A 26,226-nucleotide genomic window follows, 5' to 3' on the forward strand; every position below is an offset into this window, starting at 1 on the left:
CATCAGGCGTACCTCAAAGGCATTGGCCATCTCCACAGAGTCCTCGCAGCGCTTCGAACGCGGAGTCGATCCCAACGGCGTGCTTTATGCCTCCGATCGCGCAGCGCAGCTAATGGCACAACTCTGCGGCGCGACAGTGGCCCGAGGCGTGGTGGACGTTTACCCGGCGCCCATTGAGCGTCGCAAACTCCAGCTTCGCGGCCAGCGCGTGCGCCAGGTGCTCGGGGCGGAGATACCGCTTCAGGAGTGTGCGACCATTCTTTCCGGACTTGGTGCGGAGGTGGAGGAAAGAGGCGACTCGTTGCACGTGCAGGTGCCCACCTACCGGCCTGACTTGGAGCGCGAGATCGACCTCATCGAAGAAGTCGCCAGAGTGTGGAGTTACGACCGCATCCCGGCGCGGGTGGTAGCTCCGGTTGATTCTTCCCGTCCGCAGGTCATTTCCGATGCCGTGGTGGAGAAGGGACGGGAGTGTCTGGTCGGTCTGGGGTACTACGAAGCGTGCACCGTCAGCCTGCTCAGTACGCGGCACGCAGCCCTGTTTGCCGAGGAGCAGGAGCTGGTGCGGCTCAAGAATCCTCTCACCGAAGAGTACTCAGCCTTGCGGCCGAGCATGATTCCTGGCCTTCTCCAGGTCTGCGCCCACAACCTCAACCGCGGCGTCACGAGCATCAGGGCCTTCGAAATTGGGCGCTGCTTCGGCGCAACCGGCGATGGTTACACCGAATGGAAAGCTTTGGGTATGGTTCTGGTTGGCCTTGTCCGCCCCCGCTCGTGGGCAGGCGAGCACCGAGAGGTAAACCTCTTCGACGTGAAAGGCCATTTGTCGGCGCTCTTCGAAACCTGGCGCCTCTCCGAAGTCGAGTTTGCGCCTGGCAAGTGGCAAGTCTGCACTAAGGGCGGTCTGGAGGTATGGTTAAACAAGGAAGTGGTGGCGCGATTTGGGGCAGTTCGCGAGGAGGTGCTGAGGGCTTTCGACATCGAGCGAGGCAAAGTCTTCGTTGCCGAAGTGCATCTCCCTGCGGTGGCTGGTTACGCGCTACGCCCAGTGCTGTACCGGCCCGTGCCCAAGTTCCCCTATGCGCCGCGTGACCTGTCGGTAGTGGTCGACCAGCAGGTGCCCGCCGAGAGCTTGGTAAAGGCTATTCGCAAATTCGGCGGCGGTCTGCTTCGTGAAGTGCAAGTGGTGGACCTTTACGCTGGCAAACAAATCCCGCAAGGGAAGAAGAGCCTGACGTTCTCTTTGGTGTTCCAAGAGGAAACTCGAACCTTGAGGGACGCCGAGGTGGACGAGGCAATGCGGAGGATCATTGAGGGTCTGCACGCGGAAACGGGCGCTGTGCTGAGGTCTTGACGGCAACGGGGAGCCATGGATTTCACGCAACTTGAGAAACTGGAATCGCGTGTACGTGCGGCAGTGGACCTCATTCGGCATCTCCGCGAAGAGAATCGCCAGCTGCGCGTGCAGAATAGTCGGCTCTTGGAGGAGTTGGAGCGTCTGCAAGCCGAACGTGATACCCTCCGCGTTCAGCAACCGTATTCAAGTGGCGGTGGACAGGTAGAGGGGATGGAGGTGCTGGAAGAGGTGCGCACGCGCATTCGCCACCTCTTGCAGCGGCTCGAGAAAGAACAAACTGGCTGATTGTCGGGGGATGTCGGGGGTAAGGCTGGGGGGAGATTACTGGTAGCAACTAAGGCAAACGCACGCCATGGCGGGCGAGTATACCGTTCTCAAGGTCAATATCTTCGGGACCGACTATCCAGTTCGCGGGACCACCGACCCCGAGTACATCCTGCGGGTGGCCCGCTACGTTGACCGGAAGATGCGCGAGGTGGACGAGGCAGCCGCTGGGCGGCCTGTCCTCAAGGTGGCGATCCTCGCCGCCCTGAATATTGCTGACGAACTCTTCCGTGAACGCGAAAGTAAAGAGCGTCCCATTCGAGACTACGAAGAACGGGTACAGAGGCTTTCTGAAGAGCTGGCCGCAGTGTTGGGAGAACAGTCGGTAGCTACGTCCGGAGAGCACACAAGCACCGATCGGCGCGATCCGTCAGGCGATTGCGGCACTTAGGCTACTGGTCGTCACGCCCCCCTCATAGATGGTTCGAGTGCGGGCCACTCGCCCCCGAGGACTGGGCGAGCGCCTAATGTGATGTGGCCGCGAGCGATTGCTCGTTGGCCACGGGAGGTGGAACGGATATGGCTGTGACGACGTTGATAGTTGCCATCGCCTGTGCGGCGGTGGCGTTTGTGGCGGGATGGTTCGCAAGCAAGAAAATTGGTCAGGGGAAGATTGCCAGCGCCGAGAAGCTGGCAGAAAAGATCATCTCCGAAGCCGAGAAGACTGCCGAGGCCCTGAAGAAGGAAAAACTGCTCGAGGCCAAGGACGAATGGCTTCGGATGAAGCAAGAGTTCGAGAGCGAAACCAAGTCGCGGCGGGTAGAGCTTCAGAACCTCGAGCGGCAGCTCGCCAACCGAGAGCTCAACCTCGACAAACGGGCTGACCTGCTGAACAAGAAAGAGCGGGATCTGGAGCAGCTCAGCCAGCAACTGAAGCAGGAATCGGCAGCAGTACACAAGCGACAGGAGGAACTGGACCGCCTCATCGAGGAGCAGAACGCCCGCCTGGAGAAGATCTCCGGTCTTTCCCACGAGGAGGCCAAGAAACTCCTCATGGACAACCTTCTCGAGAAGGCCAGACACGAGGCCGCCCAGATGATCAAGGAGATCAAGGACCAGGCGCGGCAAAATGCCAACCGGGAGGCACGAGAGATTGTCCTGCAGGCCATCCAGCGCTCTGCGGCTGACCACTCGGTGGAGACGACCGTGTCGGTGGTCAATTTGCCCAACGATGAGATGAAAGGGCGCATCATCGGCCGCGAGGGGCGCAACATCCGCGCCTTCGAGATGGCCACCGGCATCGAGATCATCGTCGACGACACACCCGAGGCGGTCATTCTTTCTGGTTTCGACCCGCTGCGCCGCGAAATCGCCCGACTGGCCCTGGAGAAGCTCATCGCTGACGGCCGCATTCACCCGGCGCGCATCGAGGAGGTAGTGCAGAAAACGGCCCAGGAGGTGGAAGAGAGCCTCTCCCAGGTGGGCGAGAAGGCAATGTTGGAGACAGGGGTGCACGGCCTTCACCCCGAGCTGGTCAAGCTCCTTGGCAAGCTCCACTACCGCACCAGCTACGGTCAAAATGCCCTCCAGCATGCCATCGAGGTTTCGTATCTGGCGGGACTGATGGCCGCCCAGCTCGGGCTGGATGCGAACCTTGCCAAACGGGCTGGCCTGCTGCACGACATCGGCAAGGCCATCGACCGCTACACCGAGGGGACGCATACTCAGATTGGCGTCGAGCTGGCGAAGAAGTATGGCGAGAACCCCGCAGTGGTGAACGCCATCGCCGCCCACCACGAGGACGTCGAGATCACTTCTCCGATTGCCATCCTTGTGCAGGCGGCCGATGCCATCTCCAGCTCCCGTCCAGGTGCGCGGCGCGAGTCGTTGGAAAGCTATGTGAAGCGCCTCGAGAAGTTAGAAGAGGTGGCCAAGTCCTTCAGCGGGGTAGGCAGGGCTTACGCCATCCAGGCCGGAAGGGAGATTAGGGTGATGGTTGAGCCCGACAAGGTGAACGACGCAATGGCTGAGCAGCTTTCCTCTGACATCGCACAGAAGATACAGGCGGAAATGGAGTACCCAGGGCAAATCAAGGTCACCGTCATACGCGAGTATCGGGCGGTGGACTATGCGAAGTGACCCATTCAGGCCTTGGGAACGAAAGACGCACTAGCCAGTAGAACCAGATGAGCGCCAGGATCATTGACGGCAAGGCCATTGCGGCACAGGTTATGGCAGAGGTAGCCAGGGAAGTGGCGGATCTTCGCGCGCGAGGCGTGGTGCCAGGCCTGGCCGTCATCCTGGTTGGCGACGACCCCGCCTCCGCAAGCTATGTGCGCGGCAAGCGGAAGGCGTGCGAGGAGCTGGGTATGCGGTCGGAGACTGTCCACCTCCCGGCGCACACCACGCAGAGCCAGTTGCTCAACACTATCGAGGAGCTCTGCACGGCGGGGTGGGCACATGGCCTCCTGGTGCAGCTGCCGCTGCCTGGCCACATCGACGAAAAGGTAATCATAGAAGCCATCCCCCCGTCGATGGACGTGGATGGCTTTCACCCGGTCAATCGGGGGAGGTTGACTTCCGGCGAGGATACATTCGTTCCCTGCACGCCCGCAGGCATTCAGGAGTTGCTGTTGCGCTCCGGGTATGACCCTGAGGGTCGACACGTGGTCATCGTCGGGCGCAGTCAAATCGTTGGGTTGCCTCTGGCGATTCTCCTGGCCCAGAAGCGCGCGGGAGCCAATGCTACCGTGACCATCTGCCACAGCAGGACCAGGAACCTGGCGGAGGTGACCAAGACCGCAGACATTCTGGTGGCGGCCATCGGTTCGCCAGCTACGATTCGGGCAGAGATGGTGCGCGCCGGCACGGTGGTCATAGACGTCGGAGTCAACAGGGTGGAGGATCCCTCGAGCCCCAAGGGGTATCGACTGGTGGGGGATGTGGATTTTGCCGCGGTGTCGCAGGTTGCGGCGGCCATCACCCCGGTGCCAGGAGGTGTGGGGCCGATGACCATCGCCATGCTCATGAAGAATACACTCAAGGCGGCCAAAGCCTCGCTTGCCGGCCACTGACCGCCCAATGCGCCAGTAGCTCAATTGGACAGAGCGTTGGCCTCCGGAGCCAAAGGTTCCGGGTTCAAGTCCCGGCTGGCGTACTAATGGCTCTTCTACCCAGTGCTCCAGTGATGAGAAGACAAGCCCGCTTTCCACCTCACGCAGGCAGATAGATGAGCGCCATACCCAGCCAGAAGATCGTGCAGGTTACCATCACCGCCCAAAACGCCGGGATGATCTACGACGAGGGTACGGAGCTGGACTCGCCCGAGTGGCGCCTTGCTTTCCAAGAAGCGCTGGTGCGGCAGTACCGCTTTACGGTGGGGGAACTGAAGATTACTGTTGAGGGCGAACGTGCGGTGCTACGCTGGACACCACCCGCTTTCGATGCGGTTGCCGAGAGCTACCACCGTAAGGCTCTGGAACTTGCCCGGCAGCGGAATTTCCCACAGGCCGCCCAGCAATGGAAGCTGGCCTGTGACACCAACCCCGACGACCCGCACTACTGGTTCAACCTCTCCATTGCCCAGTTCGAGCAGGGTGACTTGACCAACGCCATCTCCTCGCTGGAACGAGTGCTCGCTATCTGCCCTGTGTACCATCGGGAGTATTTCTTGCTCGGCCGGGCTTTTATCAAGCTGCGCAAGTTTGCCGATGCACGGCGCTGTTTTGCTGAAGGGCTGAAGTTCGAGCCCGACAACCTTGCCGGTCTCATCAACCTTGCGGCCACGCAGAGTATCCTGCGAGAGCACGACAACGCCATCGCCACCTACGAGCGAGTATTGGCTCTCAAGCCGAACGAGCCCCGTGCCTACTTTGGCCTGGCCAAAATATACTCGGCTCTAGGAGACATAGAAAAAGCGAACGACTGCTTCCGAAAGGTCGTCGAGTTGGATAAGACTGGCGTTCTTGCGCCCTTGGCTCGGCACTCGATCGTGGTCACCAGGCCGGCTGCACCGCAGCAGTCGGGTCCAATCGCACTGGGTACCGACGAGCTCTTCTCCTCAGGCTACCGAGCGCTGGCAGAGGGGGACTATGATAACGCCAGGCGCCTTCTGGAGAGCTATCTCGAGAAGAAGCGCAAGGATGCGCGCGCCTGGTCCCTGTTGGCAACGGCCTATATGCGCCTTGGCGACCTGGCGAAAGCCGACGAGGCATGCGCACAGGCCATCAAGCTTGAGCCGAACGAAGGGACTCACCACAAGAAACAGGGGATGGTCCGCGATCTGCTGGGGGATCCCGCGGGCGCACACGAGTCGCTCTCCCACGCGGCCAAGCTCGGACGAGTGGACAGCACTACGCTTGGGTTGATGGGCAAATCTCTTGTGCTCTTGGGCCGGTTCAGAGAGGCTGCCGAGGTTCTCGAGCAAGCCTTGCGCCAGAATCGCAACAACTTGCTTGCTCACTATTACGCCGCCGCTGCCTACCGGGACATGGGCTCGCCCGCCAAGGCTCAGGAGCACCTGCAGCACATTCTCACGGTGCGCGTTGCCAGCCCGCTGAAAGAGCGCGCCGAGCGCCTCTTAGCAGACTTGGGCAGAGCGCCTGCGTGAGTGTGAATCCGCGGGGCCCTTTCTTTGGGCCCGCGCCACCTCTTCACCATGCCCCAGCTACTTTCCTTCGAGGCTCGCTGACCAAACGTCCCTCGGGTGTTCGCCTCTCCATTCAAGAAGAACGCACTCACAGACGGCCTGCGTGTCCGTTTCACTCCATCGCAGCCATGCTAGCCACAGATCTTCGCCCGACCCCGTTTTGCCCTCGCAAGGTTGCGACGTAAAGATGGGCGCAGCTGCCATGAGTTGCACCGGTCTACGCTTGGCTCTGGCAATTCCCAAGTGGGGGGAGGCACAGAGTAGGAAACGTCGGTGCAACAGGAGTGGCCGTGACGCCACTAGCCTCACCCAGAGAGGGGTTCTGGCGATGACGGAGGGGCTGCAGAGAGGAAGAGTGGCGCGCGAGCAGGACCTCTTAAAGGAGCCACGAGACTCACAGCGCTAAGGCCACTACTCTACTCCAACGGAAGCACGCGTGGCTTCTCGCGCTCCAGTTCTTGCATGACTAAGACCTCGGCGTCAAACGCGACTTTGTCGATGCCTGACACACGCAGGAGGAGCTCGAAGTACTCCGGCACTTTGCCGCACTTCTTGCGCAGCAACTCTTCGAGCAAGGCCAGCTTCGAGGGCTCGGTCAGATGCTTCACTGCCTCGGGTGCCCCCAACGAGCCGAATGAGGCCACCACAAGGATGGCGTTTTTCTTCGGACCGGGCAGCTTCAGGATCAGGGCCAGGTCCTCGTTCGGCCCTTCTGATGCCAAAGGGCTCTCGAACACGCGCATAGAATCTGAGCCAGGAGGGCGGTAGATAATGCGGTGGGGCATGATCACATAGTCAAAGTGAGAGGCCGTTAGAATGGTGTGCCGCAGAATACCGAGCGTCTTGATGCTTCCTACAAAGATGATGTTGTACTCCTCGAGATTAGCCGGCTTCAGATCCGAAGAACTCTTCAGCAGAGGCCTCTGCCGGAACGAGGAGAGCACGTTCAGTACCGGGGGCAGACTCCAGATGCTATGGTGGGGGTAGTATTTCTCCCGGTAGTCTGTTACCTCGATCGAGGGATATCGAGCCCTGAATGCCTTTAGATCGTCCTCGGAGTTGATGTTGATGTCGCGCACGTAGATTGTTCTGCCGTAGTCCCGTCGATACTCGGTGTAGAAAAAGTGATCGCCCACGGCGACCAAGACAGGGAGATTAGAGTGGGCGTACTCAACCCAGATCGGGTCCTCTGGGGAGATCGGCCGGTAGGCCTTGAGCTCTCTGCGCAGAGCGCGGCTGTCGGTCCACACCGCGACTGTCAAACCCAAGAGGGCGAGACTCAGGACGGCCATGGCCGCCTTTGCCAGCCGTCGCAGAAGGATTGGTCTGGGACGTTCGTTGGCTTCCGCCACAAAGTGCACTTCATAGCTCCCCTTAGGGATCTGCAGGCGGACCTTTTCCTCTTTCCCCTCAGTCAGGTAGTACTTCTCGAGCTTTTTTCTGAGCGCGTATACGTGGGACCTGACAATTGCATCTTCAGCCGGATTGAAATGTGCATCCTTGCCGAACACCTCAATGGCGATGGTGGTTTCCTTCAGGTGCCTTCCCGCATTCGTGGCCTCGACGAGATAGGTGAGAAGCTGTTGATGGACTCTTGAGCTAGCGAACTCTTCGCTCGCCAGGATCTTTTCCAAAAGCCGTTTCTGCTGTGAGTCGTCGATCATTCTTGCCCAACTCCTCGTCGGGTTACGATTGTGCACGATTAAGCGACGTCGCAAGGAATTTACGCATACTTCCCGCCAAATGCAACAAGAAAGTTGCCCAATCGAATCAGCCTCCATATGCTTAATGGTACGTGCCTTTCTGGAAACACGCGGCCACTGCAGTTTCACTTCTCGCAAGGCTCAGATAGCTTGGGGGTGTTGGCTGTAGGCGGCCACCGAACGACTAACCAGGAGGCCCCGAACTGCCCAGCTGTGCTTGACATGTATCAACGTCGGTGAACAATGTGATTCACTGTTTCGAACTTTACTTTGGGCGAATGAGGGGCTATATTCATGTGCGTTGATAGAAAAGCCGTCTCTCATTCGAAGGAGCGCTTATGAGGCGCGCGAGTATCTCCTGCGCAGACGCAGGCAACTCGTCTGCGAAGGTGAGGCGGGTCCCCATGTTTCCAGGACTGCTCGTTTTGCCACAGAGTTCATGGTCCATTGCGGACCTGAAGACGCTGTTGCTGACTGCCCCTCTGAGTTTTCAATCCAACCATTGCCTACACAGGTTCTCTTCTTTGCTTGCCCGCCCAGCAAGTCTCGCCATCAGCCGACGGCGAGGTATGGGGATCCACCTTCAGGAATGCGGCTAAGAGGAGAATAGGCCATGCGTGCGACAAAGTATTTTTCCATGCTGGCGTTGTTGATGTCCCTGGCTCTCGTTCTCCCGCGGGAGTCAGTGGCACAGGGGCATCTGTACGGTGTGGTCACGGACTCCGCTACCGCGAAGCCTCTGGTTGGCGCAAATGTATTCCTTGTTGGTACGGCGTTCGGCAGCTCGACCAATTTGGAGGGGCACTTCAGCATCAGCCGCGTGCCTCCGGGTCAATACACTCTGCGGGTCTCCTACATCGGCTACAAGACAAAGAACATCCCCGTGCAGGTTCGGTCGGGGCAGAGCTATCGGATCGATGCCGCGCTGGTGGTCGATGTGCTGGAAGGCCAGGCGATTGTGGTCACAGCGCAAGCCGTGGGCCAGGCCGCCGCCATCAACAGGCAGCTCACTGCCAACACCATTGTCAACGTAGTTTCTGAGGAGAAAATCCAGGAGCTCCCCGATGCGAACGCTGCCGAGGCGGTGGGAAGACTTCCTGGCGTGTCCATGCGGCGTTCGGGTGGCGAAGCAAACAAAATTGTCCTGCGCGGGCTAAGTGACAAGTTCTCGGCGTTTACCGTTGACGGTGTCAGAATCGCCCCCACCGATCCAGATGCGCGCGGAGTCGATCTCAGCACGATTTCCCAGGGCTCACTGGCCGGCATTGAACTCTACAAGGCAATAACCGCAGAGCAGGACGCAGACGCCATCGCCGGCAGTGTCAACTTTGTGACGCGCAGGGCGCCGTCCCCGATGGTTCTCCGAGTGGACGGACGAGGTTCGTACAATCGCCTCAAGAACACTTCCGACCAATACGACTGGGTCCTTCGGTATGGGCAGCGGTTCTTCCGCGAAGTACTGGGCGTGCAGGTGTCGGCGAATGTGGAGAAGAGAGATCGCAGCAAAGAGAACGTCAGCCTGGACTATGAACTCCGGGGCATCGCCAGCGGCACTGACTATGAGATCACCGATTTTACCCTCAATTACACCGACGAAACGCGCTCGCGTCGTGGCCTCAGTCTGCTGGTGGACGTGGACACACCCGACCGTGGCTCGATCCGGTTCAATAACATCTGGAACCGCACAGAGAGGAAGTTTATCGAATACCAGCGCAATTACCCCACTACGGGGGAGGAGCTGTTTTACAAGGCACGTGACCGTGAGCAAGAGATTAGCACCTACACTGGTTCGGTGACCGGCGACAATCACCTCTTTGGCTTCACTGCGAATTGGGGGCTGTCCTATGCCAATTCAAAGTCGCAGTTTCCCTTCGACTATGAGATTGATTTCACTGAGCCTTCCACGACGGACCCCCAGGGAAATCCGCTGTCGCACATGCGACCTGTGCCCACTTCCATTCTCCACGGACCGCCGGAACTCATTATCCCGTACGCCTTGAATAACTTCAGAATGGCCTACCTCTACACTGCCTACTATCGCGGCGAGAAGAACAACGACGTGGAGCGGACTGCATTCCTGAATATCTCGCGCGGCTACAGCCTCGGCCGGCTTTTTTCTGGGGAGATCAAGGTAGGAGCAAAGTATCGGGACCGGGCACGAGACAGAGCGCGTTCTGAGGTCTTCTCGCCCTACTACAACGAGGCTTTCGCGGAGTACGTCGAGTCGGGGGGTGCCATCGTGAGGAAGGACTTTGCGGGTACCCGCTTCGCGAACCTAGAGAAGACCGGCAACATGATTCTCATGACCAACTTCCTTGATCCAGTGCCGCTGGACAGGAAGTTGTTTGGCAAGTACGCGCTCTATCCGTTGCTCAATCGCGATGCAGTCCGCCTGTGGTGGGACCTCAATCGCAAGGGCTTCCAGGATCCGGAGGGAAGGAATCCCGAGTACGAACGCAACTTGGAGCCGGATGCGCTTTACTATGACATCACTGAACGCATCTCGGCCGCCTACGTGATGAACACGCTTCGCGTCGGGCAAAGGGTGACGCTCATTGCCGGTGCGCGGGTGGAGCGCGAGGACAATGACTACCTCTCCCGCTATTCCAAAGGAACACTGAGCGGCTTCCCCGTGCCAACCGGGATGATCCACGACACCACCGCAACCCACCGGGAGACGGTCTGGCTCCCGAATTTCCACATGATGGTGAAACCACTTCCCTTTGCCAACGTCCGCTTTGCCGCCTACAAGGCCCTCGCGCGTCCGGACTTTAACTACCGGCTGGCCAATGTAGTGACCAAGGCGCGGAGCACGTTCTTTCCGGGAAACAATCTTACTGTGGGCAATGCTGCCCTCAAGGCAGCGCAAGCCTGGAATTTTGAGGTGAACACGTCCTTTTTCGGCAACAGGATTGGTTTGCTTTCGGTGTCGGCCTTCTACAAAGACGTCAAGGACATGTTCCACTACATCAACGGACTGCCGTTCGTGGGGCAAGCCGCACTCGATAGTCTGGGCATTCGCATCAAGAATCCGTTTGGCACCAATGAGTTTGTGCTCTACTACCCTTACAACTCCACGAAGCCGACCATCGTCAAGGGTCTGGAGGTGGAACACCAAGCCAACCTTCGTTTCTTGCCAGGGCTGCTCAGCAACATCGTTCTGACCTACAACTTTTCCGTGGTACGTTCGGAGACGTACATTCCCACTACGCGCGTCGAAACGTACGAAGTTGTCGTTCCGCCATTGCCATTTCCCGTCAAGAAGACGCGGTATATTCTGGAGGAGCGCAAACAGAAGCTTGAAGGCCAACCAGAATTCTTTGGGAATTTCGCCATCGGCTACGACATAGGCGGATTCTCAGCGCGGCTTTCCGTATTCCACCAGGGGCGATACAATCGTACGTTCTCCTCGGATGGCCGGAGCGACGTCGTGCAAAACGCTTACACCCGCTGGGATCTGGCTGTGAAGCAGCAAATTACTCCCAATCTGGCACTGATGTTCAACGTCAACAACATTTCCAATATCCACGAGGGGACTTCGGTTTTGAATCGGATCCAGGGCTGGGACTTGTTGAGCACCGATGAGATCTATGGCATCTCCGCAGACCTCGGCCTGCGGATGAGCCTGTGAGTGGCAGGCGCGGTGGGCCGCTCAAGGTGCACGGCAAGTTGGGGGCGTGCCGAAGAACCTGAGGGCAGCCGCAGAGGTTCTTTCGTGTCAACCTAACATAAGGAGGTTGTCATGAAGTGGCTCAAAGTTACAGCGCTGGGGCTCGTTGGCGTCTTAGCTCTGCCGCTGGTGCTTGTCGCACAGGACGAGTTGGTAATCCCCCCGAGCGACGGGACGACGTTCCTGAACCAGCAGATCGAGGCAGACGCAAGCAGGCCGCCGGGCAGGGTGTACGTACTCAAGCGGAACGGTTTCTATCTCTTCAACAACGTGCTGACCAACAGCGGTTGGGTGCTGCGTATCAAGGCCGAGGATGGCCCAGGAACCAAGCCGGTCATCTACCTCATCGCTGACCCGACCACCGGCGTATTCCCCTCGCATTTCATCGAAATGGGCGAGGATGTGTACCTGAAGGACATCGTCCTCGTCGGCTTCATCGAGTCCATGGAGGGGCAGATTGCCAACAATCCGCCGCGTCTGATCAGGTCGCGCGCGGCCGGGTTTGACCTTATCCTTGACGGATGCATCATCACGCAATCGCGAGGCGAGCACATCCGACTGGAGCAGGCAACACGGGTTGTCAAAATCACCAATTGCATCTTTGCGAACATGGGCGACCTCGGTACCTCTAACCTGGGTGCAGGCAAACCCATCGACTTCCGCAACGCCTCTTGCGACTCGGCCATCTTTATCAACAACACCTTCGTCAATTTCCATGACCGGGTTGTACGGCATCGCGCGAGCGTCGCGGCGATCAACCACTTCATCTTCGACCACAATACGGTCGTCAATTCTCTTGGCTTCCACGGCACGCTTGCCCTCGGGTGGCTCGGCAGCGAGTGCAGGATCACTAACAACCTCTTTGTCGACCATTTTATCGCTGGTGCAGACACGGACCGCACGCGCCAGGCCGAGTTCGAAGAACCCGGCGAGCTCGATCCCCGCAATGGCTTGGGCCGCATGGCCTGGGTTCTGTCAGTCCCCAACGACACGACGAAGTGGGTGGTCAAGGGGAATTACTACACGGTGAGCCCGGAAGTGCAGGCTTTTTATGAGCGGCACGCAGCCGAGGGCGTGCTGGGCGAAGGTCCGGCTTTGACGCACCACATTTGCAGCCGCTTGGGTGTAGACTCTGCCCTGGCGTTCATCAAGGAGGACATTGTCCTGGCGAACCGGCCGCGGCCCATGGTGAACATGGCCGAATGGTACCGCAGCCCCAGTGGCGGCAACAAGACCAAGAACACCCCGAGCGACAAGTGGAATCGCGCCACCGACGACTATGACCGTCGACCGTGGCAGTACTTCGCCGACACCCTCGATTGCAGCTACGCGACCACCACTGCTGCCTACTCTGGCGCTATGGGTGGGTTCCCTGTTGGTGACCTCAACTGGTTCCCGACGAAGAAGGCCGAGTGGGAAACCTGGCTCACCGCAGTGGAGCGCAAAGAGAGCGTTCCGTTGGAGTTCGCTCTCTACCAAAACTACCCGAACCCGTTCAACCCGAGCACAAAGATCCGCTTCAGCATCAGTCGTCCTGAATTCGTCACGCTGCGGATCTGCGACATGCTGGGACGGGAAGTGGCCGTTCCGCTGGCGCGGCGCGTCGCCGCTGGCGATCACGAAGTGACCTTCGATGCAGGGTCTCTGCCCAGCGGCGTCTACCTGTGCTCCTTGAAGGCAGGTCGGCAGCAGGCAGTGAAAAAGATGGTGCTCATGCGCTAGGCGCCGCACGCTGCGGGGAGGCCGGTTTGACACCAGGGGGAGGCATCTCCGCAGGCAGCCCTGCCGTACGGCCGCGGAGGGGAACCGGTGGGAATCACAGAGATGGGGCGCAGATGCTTTTAGCCAATAGCTCAAGTATCAGCTTCCCGCCGGTTCCCTCTCGGTCGTGAATGGTCTTGAGGCGTTCGCAGGACCGGCGTGTTGCCGTATGTGTACCTGGAGACGTGCTGCCGTGCAGGGCAGGGAAGTGTCTGGACCAGAATGGGCGAGGCTGGCGCAACAATGGATGCCTTAGCTCCAGGCAGGGCCCCTGACCTGAGCCGAGGGGCTGCGGCGGACGCCAGGCGACCATTCTCCAGGAGATCCGTGTTGCACGCCGTGGAGCGCGTGGTCGACGAAGCGCTGGTGTTTCGCTGTGAAGGGGCGGTAGGAAATTGACCCACGAGGAAAGGGCAAGGCAAACCGTGGACGAGGGTCGAATCAGTCGTGGACTGGGGTGGAGGCATCTTGTTCTGCTGATTCTCCCCATCGCCGTCCTCCTGGCAGGGGAGTTCCTAAGTTGTGCGGGGGCCCACTCCGGTTGGGAGCAAGCGGAAAGGATCCTGCAGCGCATCGTCCCGCCTGTCTTCCCTGCGCGCGATTTTGATGTGACGCAGTTCGGGGCAGTTGGAGACGGACAGACGGACTGCAGCGAGGCGTTCAGGAAGGCAATAGAACAGTGCCATCAGGCAGGAGGGGGACGTGTGGTTGTTCCCCAAGGCACGTATCTGACGGGGGCCATTCATTTAGCGAGCAACGTGAACCTGCATCTACTCAAGGATGCTCGCATCGTGTTCAGCCGGGACACGAAAAAGTACCTGCCGCTGGTGTACACGCGCTTTGAGGGCGTCGAGTGCATGAACTACTCTCCGTTCGTGTACGCATTCGAGCAGGAGAACGTCGCCATAACGGGCGAAGGTGTACTCGACGGCCAGGCAGACACTTCCATGTGGTGGCCTTGGACCGGCAATCCCAGACACGGCTGGTCGGCCGGCAAGCCGGAACACACTGCAGACCGCGAACGGCTCTTCCGCATGGCCGAAGAGGGGGTACCGATCGAGGAGCGCCTGTTTGGCGAAGGCCACTATCTGCGGCCCAATTTCATCCAGTTCTACAAGTGCAAGAATGTCTTGATCGAAGGGGTTAGGCTTGAGCGATCGCCGATGTGGGTCATGCACCCGGTCCTTTGCGAAAACGTCACCATCCGGAAGGTGACAGTGGTGAGCCCCGGCCCCAACAACGATGGCTGCAACCCGGAGTCTTCGCGGGACGTTTTGATTACGGATTGTTACTTTGATACGGGTGACGACTGCATCGCTATCAAGTCCGGGCGAAATGCCGATGGTAGGAGGGTGGCGACGCCCAGCGAGAACATCATCGTTCGGAACTGCACCATGAAAGACGGCCACGGGGGTGTGGTAATCGGCAGCGAGACGAGCGGCGGTTGCCGCAATGTTTTTGTGGAAAACTGCACCATGGACAGCCCAAACCTTGACCGCGCGCTCCGCATCAAAACGAACTCCCTGCGCGGCGGGGTTATTGAGAACGTCTTCATGCGCAATGTGCAGGTTGGGGAGGTAAGAGAGGCGGTCGTGCACATCTATTTCTACTACGGCGAAGGTGACGTGGGTCCGCACACGCCGGTCGTGAGGAATATTCATCTCTCGAACGTCACGAGTAAGAAGAGCCAGTATGCCCTGTTCATAAAGGCTTACAAGCGCTCGCCAGTGAGAAACCTGCGTCTGGAGTCCTGCCGCTTTGATGGCGTAGATAGGGGCAACGTGCTGGAACATGTGCAAGGAATCGTGTTGAAGGGCGTGATGCTGAACGGTGTGAGCATGGGCACTGAGGACTTTCGCCGCGCCGCCGTGGTGGAGTAGCAGGGACTCTGCACTGATGAAACTGGTCTTTGCGCCGCTGAGCTGGATGGTGTGGGTGACTTCGGTGTGTGCGCAAACGCTGGCATTTCCCGGCGCCGAGGGATTTGGGCGCTTCACTGTGGGTGGTCGAGGTGGTCGAGTCATCGAAGTCACAACCTTGGCCGACGCAGGTCCGGGTAGCCTCCGGGAAGCTCTGGAGCAACCGGGCGCGCGCACCGTGGTCTTTCGCGTCGCCGGGACGATTACTCTGCAGTCGCCGCTTGTTGTGAGCCACGACAGCGTCACCATAGCTGGACAGACGGCGCCTGGCGACGGGATCTGTGTGCGAGGCTACCCAGTGCTCGTCGAGGCAGATAACGTAATCATCCGTTTCCTCAGGTTCCGCATGGGGGATGAGAATCGCATCGAGGGCGATGCCCTGAGTGCCATTTTCCATAAGGACCTGATCATCGACCACTGCTCGTTTAGCTGGGCGACTGACGAAGTCCTCACGGTTCGCGACAACGAGAACAGCACGGTGCAGTGGTGCATCATCTCCGAGAGCTTGCATCGCTCCTATCACCACAAGGGCCCCCATGGCTACGGTGGCATCTGGGGAGGGAAAGGGGCGTCGTTCCACCACAATTTGCTTGCGCACCACTCGAGCCGCAATCCCCGTTTCAACGGCAGCCGTTATCACGGCGAGCCGGAGCGCGAGCTGGTCGACTTTCGCAATAACGTGGTGTACAATTGGGGCGGACAGAGCGCTTACGGTGGCGAACGAGGGCAGCAGAACGTGGTGGCCAATTACTACAAGTTCGGCCCGGCCACAGGGCCAAAGAGCCGCATTGTAGAACCGTGGGATGATAAGGGGCGCTGGTATGTGGCCGACAACTTTGTATTCGGGTTTCCGCAGGTGACGGCTGATAATTGGGCAGGAGGAGTCCAGGGCAAGTTCTGGCAGAAGGTGAGGGCGGAGAACCCATTTCCTTGCGCCCCGGTCGTCACCCACACCGCAGAACAAGCTTACACATTGGTGCTTGCTCACGCAGGAGCTGTGCTTCCTCGAAGAGATGCGGTGGACGCCCGCATTGTGGAAGAAGTAGCAAGCGGCAAGGCAAAGTTCGGCAGAGGAGGTCGCGGCCTCATCGACTCCCAGACTGAAGTGGGCGGCTGGCCGGTGCTGCGGGACGGAACGCCACCTGCCGATAGCGATCATGATGGCATGCCTGACCAATGGGAGGTAGAGCACGGGTTGGACCCGCTTGAGGCCAAAGACGGTAGTGTGGATCCTGACGGCGATGGCTACACCAACCTCGAGGACTACTTGAACCATCTGTGCCTTTCGCTTGAACAGGTCGGGAAGGACCACGGGCAAAAGTGAGTCAATGATGTTCATGATCGGTCTCAAGAAGGGTGTTGTTCACTAGCTCCAAGTGCCAGAAGGGCGATGAAGAGAGAACGCCAGGTCAAATTCTCCCGCGCGGTCGCCATCACGTTGGCGATGCTGGCCATGTCCGCCTGTGAGCGGAAAAGCAACCCATGGAACGGCGAGGCAGTTCTGTTGGGGACGAGGTTCGCTGAGACGATCATGAAGCGATACCCAGGGGGCTATGGAGACTGGGACTATGTGACGGGTACCGTATTGCGTGGCTTTGAGGAACTGTGGCGCGTCACCGGAGATGAGCGGTATCTCTATTACATCAAGATGACCGTTGACCGCGTAGTCGGCGATGGCGGCGAGATTGCCGGCTACGATGCTCAGAAGTACAGCCTCGACGATATTCAGGAAGGGCGAATGCTTCTCTTCCTCTATCGGCAGACCGGCGAACAGAAGTACAAGCGGGCGGCTACTATGGTGAGGGAGCAGCTCAAGACGCACCCGCGCACGCCCTCGGGAGGGTTCTGGCACAAGAAGATCTACCCTCATCAGATGTGGCTGGACGGGCTGTATATGGCTCAACCATTCTACGCCGAATACGCCACGCTCTTCGGTGAGCCGCAGGCCCTTGACGATGTTGTCCACCAGTTCGCTCTGATCGCTGGGAATCTTAAAGATAAGAGAACTGGACTCTACTACCACGCGTGGGACGAGTCGCGTCAGGCGTTTTGGGCCGACTCCAGCACCGGGCTCTCGCAGTGCTTTTGGGGACGCGCGCTCGGGTGGTACATGATGGCCATGGTGGACGTGCTCGACCATCTGCCCGAGAACACCGCGGGGCGCGAGCTCCTACTGAACTCGCTGCGCGAACTGGCGAGTGTGGTGCGCCGTTACCAAGACGCCCAGACTGGTCTGTGGTGGCAGGTCGTGGACCAGGGCAATAGGTCCGGCAACTACTTGGAGGCTTCCGCGTCGGCGATGTTCGTTTACTCTCTGGCCAAGGCGGTGCGCATGGGTTACATCGATCGCTCATACCTCCAGACGGTGAAAAAGGGGTTCCAGGGCTTGGTGGACCACATGGTGTACCACGACTCTGCCGGAAACTACAATCTCGCCAGGATCTGCAAGAGCGCTGGCCTGGGCGGAGATTATCCCGACAAGATCCGCGACGGAAGCTATGAGTACTACGTCTACATGGAGCCAATTGTGCCAAACGATGGAAAAGGGCTCGGCCCATTCTTGGCCGCCTGTGCCGAGGTGGGGAGATTGTCCCCGCGATAGGAGCAGCTGAGCAGAAAAGAGCGGGTTGGAAGGGAACCGATACGGGCGAAGTGGGTGTTCAATAGTTGTCAGAGTGCCACAAACAAGTGTAGAGACCTGTCAACTGAGGTGGGTGGACAAGCTGATGGCCGCGAGACACTGGCTGGTGGGATTTGCGTTGTTCTGGTGCGTTGCGCCCCTCTCTGCGCAGACCGTGGGTAAGATCGCCGGCAAGGTGACGGACGCAGGCACCGGTGAGCCTTTGCCCGGGACCAATGTGGTCATCGTCGGGACCAGCATGGGAGCTGCCACGGATGGCAAGGGCGACTACTACATCCTCAATGTCCCTCCCGGGCGCTATTCTCTTCGGGCTTCCATGATTGGTTACAAGTCGACTGTCGTGGTAGACGTCATAGTGAATGCGGGCAAGACAACGACGGTTGACTTTGCCCTCGCGCAAACAGTCCTCGAACTTGGGGAAATTGTCGTACAAGCGACCCGGCCGGACGTCGAACGTGACAAGACTTCCACCAGTGCCATCGTCCGCTTCGACGACGTGCAGATGCTCCCGGGGATCAGAGATATCGGCGATGTCATCGGCCTGGCGGCTGACATAGTCGACGGACATTTCCGTGGCGGACGGCAAGGCGAGGAGTACTATCTACTGCAAGGACTGGGAATCGTCAACCCCCTGGACCGCTCCTCTGCCTTCCTTCCCATAATGAGCGGCGTGGAGGAAGTCGAGGTCATCACCAGTGGTTTTGGTGCCCAGTACGGGAACGCGCAATCCGGCGTCGTGAATATCTCGATGAAGGAAGGCCATCCGCACCGCTGGCGCACGAGGGTCGAGTCGCGCTTTCGAGCTCCGGGCCGTAAACACTTCGGGCCGAGCGTCTACGACCCGAGTGCCAACGCCTATCTCAAGCTTCTACTCGACGAGCACGTGTGGCGCACGGGCGACCCCAGCGCAGAGCACGCTCAGCCTTACTACGGCACAATGGCTTCAGGGCTCACCAACAGTTTTGCGGGTGACACACTGGTGCAACTGGCCGTGGCCCGGGCGCTCTGGAGACAGAGCCGGCGGGACATGGGTCGCTCGTATGGAAACGAGGTCGATTACTCGGTGGAAGCAGCCAGTGGAGGCCCGGTCAACCAGAGGATGAGGATGTTCTTGGCTCTGCGCGCTGAACGCGAATGGCCGGTCTTTCCCACGGAGCAGGCAAATACCGAGTACCAGGCGATGGGCAATTTGGCGGTCGACCTTGGTGGCGCCAGCACACTGCGCCTGAGCGGCGGCCTCTCTCGCCTCTCCGATGCCGTCTTTCCTGGTTCCAACAGCGTAAGTGGGTACCAGCGTTGGCTGTGGGACAGAATCACCGGCACACGTCTGCGCAAGAGAGCCAACACCCAGATCGGCGCACGATTCACCAAGACGCTCAGCCAGAGTACTTTCTATGAACTCAAGCTGAACTCCCTTTTCACCAGCAATAGAGTGGGTGCCACACCGGTGCCTGACACTTTCCCCGATTCTGTGGATTTCAACTGGGTGGTTGGTACTATTGCCTTTCCCAACAACAATTCCCCTGACATGCTGAATTATCAGCTCGGCTACGATTCCTTCACAAAGGAAAAGACACGGACGCTCTCCGCTGAGGGTGCGCTCACCAGTCAGATTACCAAGGCACATCTTCTCAACGGGGGCTTTCAAGTCAACTCCTACCTTGTTGATGTGTCCAATTTTCTCAACATACGCTCCAATCGTTTGGTAGAACGCTACACTGCGCACCCGTTCGAAGCTGCCCTTTACGTACAGGACAAGATGGAGTTCGAGGGGCTGATAGCTAACGTGGGCCTCCGGTTCGACCTGTGGTATGCTGGGACTGACTACTACACCGATTTGTATACGCCATTTGGCGACGCCGATTCCTTGGGCCGGTTCAACCCCACAAAGGGACAAAGGAAAAAGGCACCGACCTACACGCGCCTCCAACCGCGTTTGGGTTTCTCGTTTCCGGTCTCGGCGAGCACCGTGTTCCATCTCAACTACGGAGCCTTTATGCAGCGGCCTGCCTTCCAGTACATTGTTTCGAGCAGGCTCGGGCAGAGGCTGAACAACCCGGTGATCTTGGGCAATCCGCGTCTGGAGCCCGAGACAACAAATAGCTACGACGTGGGTGTGGTGCAGGCCCTCGGCGAAGGTTTCACGGTCGACGTGAGCGGTTACTACAAAGATGTCAAGAACCTGGTCCAGCAGGCCAATTTCATAGACCAACGGGCTGGCTACCAAGTGAGTTCTTACTTCAATCTGGACTACGCTGACATTCGCGGTTTTCGCGTCATGCTTCACAAGCGCAAGGGTGCGCTGACAGGTTCGGTCAATTACCAGTATGGATACGCCACCGGCAAGAGCGCCACAGCTACCGCAGCGACGCCGATCTTCAATCGGGACACCTCGAATGTGGTGACGACCGACCTAACCAATGTGCCGACGCGCGATATTCTCCTTGATTTCGACCGCACGCACAACGTGGTGGTCACCATCGGCTACACTACTGGCCACCACTGGGGGCCGTCGATCTTCAACACGCGGCCGTTTGGAGATGTGGCGGTGTCGCTCCGTTCCTCGATCCGCAGCGGCAGACCATACACCTCGCCTTCGGACATCAGGCTTATCAATGTGAAACGCGCGCCCTCGGAGTCCAATACTGACCTGCGTCTTACCAAGACGATCCGCAACTTCTTTGGCGCTCCGGCGAGGTTCTATGTGGAGGTCTTTAACCTTTTCAATAACAGGGTGCTGAACTACGACTACCTCTTTCAGCGTCCCACGCCGACCAATCCGAACCTGCCTTTACAGTACTACGAAAAGTACCCCATTGACGACAAAGAAAACGGCGTGCGCTACTGGTGGGACAAAGGGAGGCAGGGGCCGTTCAGCATAGATCAGTCCTTTCTGCTCTATGAGAACAGCCCGCGCTCGTTCAACTTCGGCGTAGTGTTCGAGTTTTAGACCATCGATGAAGGGCATATGAAACGCACTCACTTGCTGATGCTTCTGGTCTTGTTGGGTGCCGGCCAGGCTACCAGTCAACAACGTGACTGGCGGGTGCACTCGCGGGGCCTGCTTCATCAAACCGTGTTCAACACTGGAGAGCTGGGGCGAGCCTACAGTGCCGGCGGCACAATCCAGCCGGGCATGCCGTGCATGGAGTGGCCACCGTACTCGCGGATTGTCCTGGAAAGGACAAACTACCCTGGCCAGCACAATTCCTTCGGCAGTGGGATCTGGATAGCGGGCACGCGACCAAGTGGGCGCAAGTATGCGTTCTGCGGCGCGGTATCAAATAGCAGCGGAGACCCAGTGCCCGTCGTCGGGGTCTACAGCGTGCCTCTGGACATCCAGAGAATCGAGAACTTTCCGGTGCTCGCCGATGGTTCGCTTAACCCGGCTTTCGACCCTGACGAAGCGGAGGAGATCATCATCGCTCGCTGGGACACCCCAGTTGGTGTTCGCGTCACCCGCACAAGCCGGGCGTGGAGTTATCCTGGTTACGACAGCTTCATCATCTATGAGTACGAGTTTCAGAACGTGACAGGCGACACGCTCAAGGACGTGTTCGTCACCTTTGCAAACACTTTTGCCCCGTCGATGTTTGGCTACCAGCGCAACCACGGGAGCTGGACGGAGAGTGCATTTCGCGGGCAACCTCCGGCAGGCCTCGGTGATCATTTCGCCCGTTTCGACCTGAAGCGTTGGATGAGCTACAATCACGAGCGGGAAGGCCTTCCCGACCCGGTCTTTTTCGAGGAGTGGTCGACGCCAGGCAATCGTGGTGGCCTCAATTCGCCCCAAGCGGTGGGCATCGTCGTGTTGCACTATGACTATGAGCACCTGTGCCGGAGAGACCAGACCCAGCAGGTGTTCTTGGCAACCGGCGACAGTGCAGGCATGTGGGACGAAAACGGCAAGGCAAAACAGCCCTTCCTGCTCCGCTACGAAAACGGCAACCTGCCGCCGGAGGCGAAGACGGCGACATGGATGGACCCCACTTTGCGGCGCAAGACGGGAATTTGGCAGGGTACAGAGGACTCGACCCGCTTCTGTACACAGTTCGAACCGCTTTTATGGGCGTATTGGAAAGGTCGCACCAAGACCTCGGCAAATCTTTCGTGGTGGCAGCCGGTCTCGCGAGCCTATGGTTTCTATCCCTATATCCTTCCCCCGAACGAAACGATGTATTTCTCGGTGGCGGAGGTGGTGGGGTACGGGCCCGGAGTGGCCGGGGATAGGAAGTACAAAGACCTGGGGGGCAATGTTCGTGGCGGCGTGGACGCGGGGTTCTACTTCAACCCTGTGCCCAGCTGGTACGACACCCTGCAGTACGAGTACCTGGGCACCAAGAATTACATTGGCAGCACCTATCTGCAGAATCATCCCCTTCCCTGGTACGTGACGCCGGGCGTCGTCTCCATCCGTGACGTGGCAGACAGGGCCATCCAGATGTACACCGGGCGGCCGCTGGTAAAGTACGACACCTTGCAGTACAAGCCGGAAGAGGCGCCGCCCAAGGGGAGATACGATACGGTGCCAATTCCCTTCCCGGCTCCCGCCATCAGAGTGGAAGACACGCACGCGGCCGCGAACAGGATCATCTGGGGCCCGCAGGTGGAAGAATTCAACTGTCGACGACTCCGCGCACGGCTGAGTCACTACCTGGTGCTTCGCGCACCGCATCCACTCGGACCGTGGACGATCATAGACTCGGTGGGGATCAGGGACCCGAGGTATTTCGAGAACGGGGAGTATGCGGTCTTGGACCCGTATAGCAATCTTGGAGATAATGTCGCTTACGCGGTGCTATCCGTGGATGAGTTAGGCGGCAGGAGTGGGATGACTAATCTCACTCTGCACGAAACTCAGGCGCCGCCGAAGGAAAGATTGGGGAAAGTGTACGTGGTCCCCAATCCCCTCATTGTTAGCAGCGGATTGAGCGGCTCGGACCCGGCCGGCGAAATCGGCGATAGAGTCCAATTCATGGGCCTGACCAAGCGCTGCATCATTCGCATCTTTTCCTATTCCGGGCAGCTGGTGATGACGATCAAACATGAACGGGAGACGTTCGGCAACCCATGGTATCAACTGAGCGTTAACAACCAGCTGATCGCTTCGGGAGTGTACTACTTTGTGGTGGAAGACCTCGATACGGGCGACCGCTCGAGCGGAAAGTTTGTGGTAATCCACTAAGCTTGGTGGAAAGACGACGATGAGAAACCGTCCGAAAGGAAAGTTCGACAGCTTTGCTGTGGTGTTGGCCGCTCTTCTGTGGTGGAGTTCCTCCCATGCGCAGAAGGTGGGCAGCACCTCGATGCAATTCCTCAAGGTCGTACCTTCCGCGCGAGGAGCTGCCTTAGGCGAAGCTTACTCCGTGTGGGCCGCTGGTTCCGAGGCCGTTTTCTGGAATCCTGCCGGCGTAGCGAGAGTGGAGGGTCCAGAGTTTTTCACCAGCTATGTGAACTGGCTCTTCGACGCGCAGCAGGGGGCACTCGGGTTCGCCACGCCCGTGGGGAGGAACGGGGCAATAGGAGCGCAACTCCAGTACGTCGATTTCGGCGAATTTGAGGAGACCAGCAATGCGCGGCCGTTCATAAACGATCCCGAGCACCCTGGTTTCACCGGCCGGACCTTTCGGCCTTTTGCGTGCGTCGTGGGTCTTTCTTACGCCCGCGACCTGACGGACAAATTCTCCGTCGGGATCGGTACAAAGTTCGTCTACCAATCGCTTTTCGGCGAGCGACAGGTGACGGCTATGGTTCGGCCCGGCGTCTACGAAGAAGTGAAGACGTGGGCAAACGGCTTGCTTTTCGACTTTGGGATCCGCTACAACACCGGCTACCGTTCCATTCACCTGGGCTCTGCAGTGCAGAACTTTGGAGCGGATGTCAAGTTCGCCAAGGAAGCGCACCCGGTCCCGTTGCTTTTCAGGTTCGGAGTGGCAGCAGACTTGCTCGGTCGCGAAGGCCTGCTGGTGGGTAACAATGAAAACCATCGGCTCGGCATGGTTGTGGACATCTTTCACCCAAATGACTATGACCAACAGGTGCACATGGGTGGCGAGTATGAATTCCGTGGCGTGCTCGCTTTGCGCGCCGGCTACAAGTTCAATTATGACTTCGACGGCCTGACTTTCGGCGCAGGTCTGAAATTCGCCGCAGAAGGTGTGCGCCTGCTGCTTGACTGGAGTTATGGTGACATGGGCACTTACCTGGGCAACGTGCAACGCATTAGCGCGAGAATGATTCTGCCATGAAAGAGCTGAAGGTTCTCCCGGCTTTGATCCTTGTCTTGGTGGCACGCCTGGCTCTGGCGCAGGGCTATGGCGGAGAGCTCACGTTTCAGGGCATGGAGCACTACCAGCTGCACTCGGCGGCCAGCAGGGCGATGGGTGGCGTGACGGTTGCCGCACAGGACGTGGCGTCAATGTTCAATAACCCGGCAATGTTGGCCGGCATCGCTGGCGTGGGCGTCTCGGTGGCAGGGGCTGCGTTTGCGCATCGCCAGGAGCAGGAGCAAAACTATGCCCCGGTGAGGTACTATGCCAATCTGAGCCTGCTCCTGGAGGGGCTGACCAGCGGTATTCCCGACCCTAATCCTGAACTTCCGGGATTTACACCGGCAGACACGGTGCAACGGCCGTACGATAACATAGGTCCCAACTGGTCGCGTTCCAGCAACGGACAATATCCGCTTCACCTCTTGGCAGCCGTGCCTTTTCGAGTGTCCGAAGTACAATTCACGGCAGGATTGGGCGCTGTTCAATACGCAGACCTTGACCACTTCTACCAACACAACAATGTGCTCTCGCCGTCCATCCTTTCGCAACGGCCTCTCCCGACGATGCGGCCTTCGGACGACAACCCTCTCGTCGTCGACTGGTATCAGACCGTCCGCTCGCGGAGAGGTTCGATCTGGGGGTACGGATTTGCTCTGGCGGCGCAGGTGCAGAAGCTGCATTCTTCTTTTGGCGTCAGTGGGTTGTTGTTGCGCGGAGAGAGTGACGACGAAGAGCAGTATGTTGGGAGAGGCAGACTGACCTTCTTTGCGAACGCCTTCCGTGCTGATTCTGTGGGGTGGCGGTTGCGGAAGAGCGGTACGTCCCGTTTCAATGGACAGGAACTTGCCGTCAGCTGGTTGTTGAGCGGGACCCATGCCAGCCTGGGGCTGACGGTGAGACCTCCTGCCGAGATAAAACGGGAAATGTCGGCCGACGTAGAGAGTGTCGGGCTGAATGAGGTCAACAATGCCTCGCTGGTGACCGGCCCGCCAGCAGGAGGAAAGGACCGACTGAAGCTTCCTTGGCGAGGCACCGCGGGTCTGGCAATCACCCCGAAGGAATGGCTGACCTTGGGATTTGAATACGAGCTCCGCCCCTACAAGTCCGCGCGCTTTGTGGATTCCATTGGAAAGGAAAGCTCTCCATGGCTATCGAGTTCCCCATTCCGAGTGGGGGTTGAGCTGCGCGCTTCGCCCTGGTTGGCACTGCGGGCTGGGATGAGGAACGAGGCAGAGGTCTTTGAACCAGAAGGCAACCAACTTCCTGGGGAGCCGGTTACCTATTCGGTCTACTCGTGCGGTGCGAGCGTGACCTTCCGAGGTGTCCGTATGGACTTGGCAGTGGAGAACGCGCTCATGAAATACCAGGACATCTGGTCAAGTGCGATCAGCAAGAACAGCGAGCGCCGCTGGATTGCTCTTGGGCAACTGGCGTACGAGATTCCGTGGAGGCCATAGATTTCGGTTGGCAGAGCGTCGCTGGGAAGTTAGCAAGGGAGAAGGGCCGCACGTTAGCTCTTTCGTGGGCACACAAGTGAGGAGGGATGACATGAAACGCGGTACGTTGCTATTGAGTTGTTTGCTGCTCTCGGCAATAAGCGTGTCCTCGCTGGCGCAATCTATCGGTGACTTTCGCACGAAGGCGAGCGGTGATTGGGGCAACGCACAGACGTGGCAACGTTACAACGGCACGACGTGGTTGGCAACGGGCACCCCGCCTACCGGGAGCGAGACCATCACCGTGCGCAGCACAGACTCGGTCTACGTAAATGTGCCCGTGACCATCACCGGGCGACTCGTGAACCAAGGGATTGTCAACGATGGTGGCAATCTGCGCGTGGGGAACGGCGGCATCTACCAGCACGACCGGGATGGGGGCAAAATCCCGACTATTACGTGGGAGGACGGTTCTACGCTTCTGATGACTGGCACCGTGTCCACTGCGCCGGACAATCGCAACCAAGGGTACTACAACATCGAGTTCAACACGCC

General features: G+C 58.9%; 17 protein-coding genes and 1 tRNA gene. 17 read left to right on the forward strand and 1 reads right to left on the reverse strand.

The genetic code is table 11. From position 1 onward, the window contains the following. The 7 genes from H5U38_00710 to H5U38_00740 form a co-directional block, all read left to right on the forward strand. Positions 1 to 1,354: phenylalanine--tRNA ligase subunit beta (locus H5U38_00710; protein MBC7185533.1), on the forward strand; the 1,354-nt coding region annotated here is incomplete at its 5' end. Between the two features lie 15 nt (positions 1,355 to 1,369). Next, positions 1,370 to 1,642 carry a cell division protein ZapB gene (gene zapB, locus H5U38_00715; protein ID MBC7185534.1) on the forward strand — a complete coding sequence of 91 codons (273 nt, stop codon included), beginning with the start codon at positions 1,370 to 1,372 and terminating at the stop codon, positions 1,640 to 1,642. A gap of 67 nt (positions 1,643 to 1,709) precedes the next feature. After that, positions 1,710 to 2,072 carry a cell division protein ZapA gene (locus H5U38_00720; protein MBC7185535.1) on the forward strand — a complete coding sequence of 121 codons (363 nt, stop codon included), beginning with the start codon at positions 1,710 to 1,712 and terminating at the stop codon, positions 2,070 to 2,072. A 128-nt stretch (positions 2,073 to 2,200) separates the two neighbouring features. Next, positions 2,201 to 3,760: a ribonuclease Y gene (gene rny / locus H5U38_00725; GenBank protein MBC7185536.1), complete on the forward strand. Its 1,560-nt coding sequence runs from the start codon at positions 2,201 to 2,203 to the stop codon at positions 3,758 to 3,760. A gap of 47 nt (positions 3,761 to 3,807) precedes the next feature. Next, positions 3,808 to 4,695, forward strand: coding sequence for a bifunctional 5,10-methylene-tetrahydrofolate dehydrogenase/5,10-methylene-tetrahydrofolate cyclohydrolase (locus tag H5U38_00730; GenBank protein ID MBC7185537.1), 888 nt, complete (start codon positions 3,808 to 3,810; stop codon positions 4,693 to 4,695). A 9-nt stretch (positions 4,696 to 4,704) separates the two neighbouring features. Next, positions 4,705 to 4,778: transfer RNA gene (locus H5U38_00735), tRNA-Arg, on the forward strand. A gap of 72 nt (positions 4,779 to 4,850) precedes the next feature. Further along, complete coding sequence (locus tag H5U38_00740; protein ID MBC7185538.1) at positions 4,851 to 6,230, forward strand: tetratricopeptide repeat protein; 1,380 nt, start codon at positions 4,851 to 4,853, stop codon at positions 6,228 to 6,230. A gap of 455 nt (positions 6,231 to 6,685) precedes the next feature. On the opposite strand, the gene H5U38_00745 is transcribed toward H5U38_00740, so the two are convergent. Further along, the gene (locus H5U38_00745) at positions 6,686 to 7,933 is read right to left on the reverse strand and encodes a helix-turn-helix domain-containing protein (protein MBC7185539.1); all 1,248 of its coding nucleotides are present in this window, start codon (positions 7,931 to 7,933) and stop codon (positions 6,686 to 6,688) included. A 676-nt stretch (positions 7,934 to 8,609) separates the two neighbouring features. Between H5U38_00745 and H5U38_00750 the strand changes: the two genes are divergently transcribed. The 10 genes from H5U38_00750 to H5U38_00795 all read left to right on the forward strand — a co-directional run. Further along, positions 8,610 to 11,603 (forward strand): TonB-dependent receptor, encoded by a 2,994-nt coding sequence (locus H5U38_00750; protein ID MBC7185540.1) that lies wholly within the window; start codon positions 8,610 to 8,612, stop codon positions 11,601 to 11,603. Between the two features lie 111 nt (positions 11,604 to 11,714). Then, on the forward strand, positions 11,715 to 13,364 hold the full coding sequence (locus tag H5U38_00755) for a T9SS type A sorting domain-containing protein (protein MBC7185541.1): 1,650 nt from the start codon (positions 11,715 to 11,717) through the stop codon (positions 13,362 to 13,364). Between the two features lie 479 nt (positions 13,365 to 13,843). Continuing rightward, positions 13,844 to 15,283, forward strand: a complete 1,440-nt coding sequence (locus H5U38_00760; protein ID MBC7185542.1) for a glycoside hydrolase family 28 protein — start codon at positions 13,844 to 13,846, stop codon at positions 15,281 to 15,283. Positions 15,284 to 15,299: 16 nt separating this feature from the next. Then, the gene (locus H5U38_00765) at positions 15,300 to 16,646 is read left to right on the forward strand and encodes a pectate lyase (GenBank protein MBC7185543.1); all 1,347 of its coding nucleotides are present in this window, start codon (positions 15,300 to 15,302) and stop codon (positions 16,644 to 16,646) included. Positions 16,647 to 16,775: 129 nt separating this feature from the next. Continuing rightward, the gene (locus tag H5U38_00770; GenBank protein MBC7185544.1) at positions 16,776 to 17,924 is read left to right on the forward strand and encodes a glycoside hydrolase family 88 protein; all 1,149 of its coding nucleotides are present in this window, start codon (positions 16,776 to 16,778) and stop codon (positions 17,922 to 17,924) included. 124 nt (positions 17,925 to 18,048) lie between these two features. Next, positions 18,049 to 20,913: a TonB-dependent receptor gene (locus H5U38_00775; protein ID MBC7185545.1), complete on the forward strand. Its 2,865-nt coding sequence runs from the start codon at positions 18,049 to 18,051 to the stop codon at positions 20,911 to 20,913. A gap of 18 nt (positions 20,914 to 20,931) precedes the next feature. Further along, entirely contained in the window at positions 20,932 to 23,148 is a 2,217-nt protein-coding gene (locus H5U38_00780) for a T9SS C-terminal target domain-containing protein (GenBank protein ID MBC7185546.1), read from the forward strand. Positions 23,149 to 23,167: 19 nt separating this feature from the next. Then, complete coding sequence (locus tag H5U38_00785) at positions 23,168 to 24,211, forward strand: PorV/PorQ family protein (protein MBC7185547.1); 1,044 nt, start codon at positions 23,168 to 23,170, stop codon at positions 24,209 to 24,211. After that, positions 24,208 to 25,692: a hypothetical protein gene (locus tag H5U38_00790; GenBank protein ID MBC7185548.1), complete on the forward strand. Its 1,485-nt coding sequence runs from the start codon at positions 24,208 to 24,210 to the stop codon at positions 25,690 to 25,692. Before H5U38_00785 ends, H5U38_00790 begins: the two co-directional genes overlap by 4 nt. Before the next feature lie 91 nt (positions 25,693 to 25,783). Next, positions 25,784 to 26,226: T9SS C-terminal target domain-containing protein (locus H5U38_00795; protein MBC7185549.1), on the forward strand; the 443-nt coding region annotated here is incomplete at its 3' end.

This window comes from Calditrichota bacterium (genome assembly GCA_014359355.1).
GTDB lineage: Bacteria > Zhuqueibacterota > Zhuqueibacteria > JANLFK01 > Oleimicrobiaceae > Oleimicrobium.

Coding starts and splice junctions, on each gene's coding strand:
- zapB (MBC7185534.1), top strand. CDS start 1,370: ATGGATTTCACGCAACTTGAGAAACTGGAATCGCGTGTACGTGCGGCA.
- H5U38_00720 (MBC7185535.1), top strand. CDS start 1,710: ATGGCGGGCGAGTATACCGTTCTCAAGGTCAATATCTTCGGGACCGAC.
- rny (MBC7185536.1), top strand. CDS start 2,201: ATGGCTGTGACGACGTTGATAGTTGCCATCGCCTGTGCGGCGGTGGCG.
- H5U38_00730 (MBC7185537.1), top strand. CDS start 3,808: ATGAGCGCCAGGATCATTGACGGCAAGGCCATTGCGGCACAGGTTATG.
- H5U38_00740 (MBC7185538.1), top strand. CDS start 4,851: ATGAGCGCCATACCCAGCCAGAAGATCGTGCAGGTTACCATCACCGCC.
- H5U38_00745 (MBC7185539.1), bottom strand. CDS start 7,933: ATGATCGACGACTCACAGCAGAAACGGCTTTTGGAAAAGATCCTGGCG.
- H5U38_00750 (MBC7185540.1), top strand. CDS start 8,610: ATGCTGGCGTTGTTGATGTCCCTGGCTCTCGTTCTCCCGCGGGAGTCA.
- H5U38_00755 (MBC7185541.1), top strand. CDS start 11,715: ATGAAGTGGCTCAAAGTTACAGCGCTGGGGCTCGTTGGCGTCTTAGCT.
- H5U38_00765 (MBC7185543.1), top strand. CDS start 15,300: ATGAAACTGGTCTTTGCGCCGCTGAGCTGGATGGTGTGGGTGACTTCG.
- H5U38_00770 (MBC7185544.1), top strand. CDS start 16,776: ATGTCCGCCTGTGAGCGGAAAAGCAACCCATGGAACGGCGAGGCAGTT.
- H5U38_00775 (MBC7185545.1), top strand. CDS start 18,049: ATGGCCGCGAGACACTGGCTGGTGGGATTTGCGTTGTTCTGGTGCGTT.
- H5U38_00780 (MBC7185546.1), top strand. CDS start 20,932: ATGAAACGCACTCACTTGCTGATGCTTCTGGTCTTGTTGGGTGCCGGC.
- H5U38_00785 (MBC7185547.1), top strand. CDS start 23,168: ATGAGAAACCGTCCGAAAGGAAAGTTCGACAGCTTTGCTGTGGTGTTG.
- H5U38_00790 (MBC7185548.1), top strand. CDS start 24,208: ATGAAAGAGCTGAAGGTTCTCCCGGCTTTGATCCTTGTCTTGGTGGCA.